At 64.1% G+C, this 3,831-nt stretch carries 3 protein-coding genes and 1 pseudogene; 2 read left to right on the forward strand and 2 right to left on the reverse strand.

The genetic code is table 11. The annotated features are described in order from the left end of the window. Nucleotides 1-761: pseudogene (locus ABI213_RS23030) on the reverse strand (AMP nucleosidase); the annotation flags it as partial. A gap of 60 nt (nt 762-821) precedes the next feature. Then, nucleotides 822-2,189: a glutathione-disulfide reductase gene (gorA, locus tag ABI213_RS23035; RefSeq protein ID WP_348006292.1), complete on the reverse strand. Its 1,368-nt coding sequence runs from the start codon at nt 2,187-2,189 to the stop codon at nt 822-824. A 171-nt stretch (nt 2,190-2,360) separates the two neighbouring features. Here gorA and ABI213_RS23040 point away from each other — a divergent pair, with 171 nt between their 5' ends. Together ABI213_RS23040 and proC are read left to right on the forward strand one after the other, a co-directional pair. Then, nucleotides 2,361-2,807 (forward strand): FKBP-type peptidyl-prolyl cis-trans isomerase, encoded by a 447-nt coding sequence (locus ABI213_RS23040; protein ID WP_348028845.1) that lies wholly within the window; start codon nt 2,361-2,363, stop codon nt 2,805-2,807. A gap of 28 nt (nt 2,808-2,835) precedes the next feature. Continuing rightward, nucleotides 2,836-3,750 (forward strand): pyrroline-5-carboxylate reductase, encoded by a 915-nt coding sequence (proC, locus tag ABI213_RS23045; protein ID WP_348028847.1) that lies wholly within the window; start codon nt 2,836-2,838, stop codon nt 3,748-3,750. Nucleotides 3,751-3,831 lie beyond the last annotated feature (81 nt).

A 3,831-nucleotide genomic window follows, 5' to 3' on the forward strand; every position in this document is an offset into this window, starting at 1 on the left:
GGCAGGCCCACCCGGCGGGTGATGACGTTGCCGGGTTCGACAAAGGCCACGTATTCGCTGTGCGGGTCGGCCATGGCGGCGTGGCCCATGCGGACGAATTCGTCGATATAGAACTGGTAGTTGGTGAACAACACAAAGTTCTGGAAATGCTCGGGCCCGGTACCGGTGTAATGCCGCAGGCGGTGCAGCGAATAGTCCATCCGTGGCGCGGTAAACAGCGCCAGCGGCTGCGGGTCGCCGGGGCGCGGCTCGTAGGTGCCGTTGGCAATGCCATCGTCCATGGCGGCCAAGTCGGGCAGGTCGAACACGTCGCGCATCAGCATGCGGCGACTGGCATCCATCTGGCCTTCCACGTGGTCGTGTTCGGCAAACGAGAAGTGCACCGGGATAGGCAGGGCGCTGGTGCCAATTTCCAGCTCGACCTGGTGGTTTTGCAGCAACAACCGGAACTGTTCCAGCAGATAGCCGCTGAACAGGTCGGGCCGGGTCAGCGTGGTTTCAAACCGGCCGGGTCCGGCCACAAAGCCATAGCTCAGGTGCGCGCCCTCCAACTCGACGGCGCGGGCTACCGTCTCGGTGTGCAGACGCACAAACGGATAGCAAGCGCGCACATGGCCGGGCAAAGTCTCGCCGGCCACACAGCGCTGCATGGCGGCACGCAGATGGTCGATTTGCTGGTCGTAAATCAGGCGGACCTGCGCCAGAGCGGCAACCGGATCGGTAAAACGGGTGGGGGCAATGAAGGCGGGTAGGTAGGGCATACGCCTATTGTGCAGTGCAATAGATGCCGTTGACCAGCCCAGTGCCGCGTGTGCAAAAGCTTAGGGTGCCACAGGTTCCCGCATGGTCACAAATTCTTCCGCTGCCGTGGGGTGGATGCCGATGGTGCTGTCAAACACCGCCTTGGTCGCGCCCGCCTTCATGGCCACGGCAAAACCTTGCACCACCTCGCCTGCGTCGGCACCCACCATGTGCAGGCCGACCACGCGGTCGGTCGCATCGTCTACCACCAGCTTCATCAGCGTGCGCTCGGTGCTGCCGCTCAGCGTGTGGCGCAGCGCCTTGAACTCGCTACGGAAGATGCTGACCTGGCCAAACTGCGCGCGCGCATCCGCTTCCGACAGGCCCACGGTGCCGATATTGGGGTGGGTGAACACCGCGGTGGGGATGAGCGCGTAGTCCATCTGCCGCGCAGTCTTGCCAGTTTTGGGGCCGAGCAAATGGTCTACCAGTACCATGGCCTCACCCAGCGCCACGGGGGTGAGCTGGATACGCGCGGTCACGTCGCCCAACGCGTAGATGCTGGGCACCGAGGTCTGGTAGTGGGCATTGACCTCGATGGCCCCGTCTTGGCCCTGCGCCACGCCCGCCGCCTCCAGGCCCAGGCCCTGCACATTGGGCACGCGGCCAATTGCGTACAGCACCTGGTCTACCGTCAGGGTCTCGCCGCCGACCAGGCGCACCTCCAGCCCGGCGGGGGTGTGCAGGATGCTGGCCACGTCGGACTCCAGCCGCAGATCGACCCCGGCCTTGCGCACCTCCTGGGCCAAAAAGTTACGGACGTCGTCGTCAAAGCCGCGCAGTACCTGCGTGCCGCGGTAGACCTGGGTGACCTGAGAACCCAGGCCGTTGAAGATGGAGGCAAATTCACAGGCGATATAGCCACCGCCCACCACCAGCAGACGCTGCGGAAAAGGCTCCAGGTCAAACATCGCGTCCGACACCACGGCGTGTTCAGCACCGGGGATGCCCGGCACGGTAGGCGTACCACCGGTGGCCAGCAGGATGTTCTCGGCGGTGAATGTCTGCTCGCCGACCTGCACCGTGTGCGCATCCACCAGCGTGGCCCAGCCCGGAATGATGTGTACGCCTGCGCCCACCAGCAGTTGGCGGTAGATGCCGTTGAGCCGGGTGATCTCGGTGGCGCGGTTGGCTTTGAGCGTGGCCCAGTCAAACGTAGGGTGCGCCACCTGCCAGCCAAAGCCTGCCGCCTCTTCAAACGCCTCGGCATAGCCCGCGGCGTAGCTGTAGAGCTTTTTGGGAATGCAGCCCACATTCACACAGGTACCGCCCAAAGCCCCCACCTCGGCCAGCGCCACCCGGGCACCGCGCTGGGCTGCCATGCGGGCCGCCCGCACGCCACCACTGCCGCCACCCACCACAAAAAGATCCAACTGGAACGAAGACATAGAGGTTTCCTTTACGGGGGCAGAGATATTCAGCCCTCTAATATGCTATTAAATAGATAGCTCCTGGCGCATACGGTAACTGCGCCATCCCCCTTTTTGGGGACGCAGCGCCAAAGACCCCACCAGAAACCGCAATAATGGCTGGTATCTACCCTAACCCGAAGGTTTTTCGTGAAATTTGCCCTGACCACTGCCGCGTTCTGCCTGCTTGCCGCCACCACGGCCGCTTCCTCTTGGGCCCAAACCAACGACGCAGCCGCGGCCGCCAAAGAACCCGGTGCCACCGTGACCCCCAGCGGACTGGTGTACCGCTCCCTGAAAGACGGCACCGGTGCCAGCCCCAGCGCCACCGATAAGGTCAAAGTCCACTACCGGGGCACCTTCCTCGACGGCAAGGAATTCGACAGCTCGTACAAGCGCAACGAACCCATCGAATTCCCGCTGAACGGCGTGATCAAGTGCTGGACCGAAGGCGTGCAGAAAATGAAAGTCGGCGGCAAAGCCAAACTCACCTGCCCCCCCACCATTGCCTACGGCGAACGCGGCGCAGGCGGCGTGATTCCGGCCAATGCCACGCTGCAGTTCGAGGTGGAATTGCTGGGTATCAACGGCAAATAACCTCTTTACCCGTACTTCTGGACTTCCCATGGCACCCACCCGACCCAGCCCATCCCAGTTTGGCGCATCCAACTTCTCCACCTCGCAAGCGGGGGGGCTGTCTAACTTTGGCAGCCAGGGCAGCTCTGCGGCGCACGACCACATCGCCTTCATTGGCGGGGGCAACATGGCCAGCGCCATCATCGGCGGGCTGGTCAAAAAAGGCGTGCCGGCCAACCACATTGTGGTGATCGAGCCCTGGGCAGAAGCCCGCGCCAAGCTGCTGGCCGACTTTGCGATTACCGCCCATGACATGCCCGGCCCGGCGCTGGACCAGGCGCGCACCGTGGTCTGGGCCGTCAAGCCGCAGATGTTCAAAGATGCCGCCCTGCAAACCCGCTTCCACACCAAGAATGCGCTGCACCTGAGCGTGGCCGCGGGTATCCGCAGCGACAGCATCGCCCACTGGCTGGGCACCGAGCGCGTGGTACGCGCCATGCCCAACACCCCGGCGCTGATCGGCAAGGGCATGACCGCCTTGTTCGCCCGGCCCGCCGTGTCCGACCCCGACCGCAAACTGGTCGAAAAAGTGCTGTCCGCCACCGGCGAAACCCTGTGGGTCGGCGAAGAAGTGCAGCTAGATACCGTGACGGCCTTGTCCGGGTCTGGCCCGGCCTACGTGTTTTTGTTCATCGAAGCCATGACCCAGGCCGGTGCCGACATGGGCCTGAGCCGCGACCAGGCGCACAAGCTGGCCGTCGGCACCTTCGTCGGTGCCTCCGCCCTGGCCCGCCAGTCGAAAGAGCCGCCGGAAATCCTGCGCCAGCGCGTCACCTCCAAAGGCGGCACCACCCACGCAGCGATTACTTCGATGGAGCAGGACGGCATCAAGAACATCATCATGCGGGCGGTGCACGCGGCGAAGCACCGGGCGCGGGAACTGGGCGACGAGTTCGGGGATTAGCTATTGAACACCCCCAGTCTGCAGCGCTGCGCGTCTTTCGCCACCCCCCTTGCAGGGGGCAACACCTGCAGCCTGGCGGAG

This window comes from Rhodoferax sp. (assembly GCF_039922535.1).
Lineage (GTDB): Bacteria > Pseudomonadota > Gammaproteobacteria > Burkholderiales > Burkholderiaceae_C > Rhodoferax_B.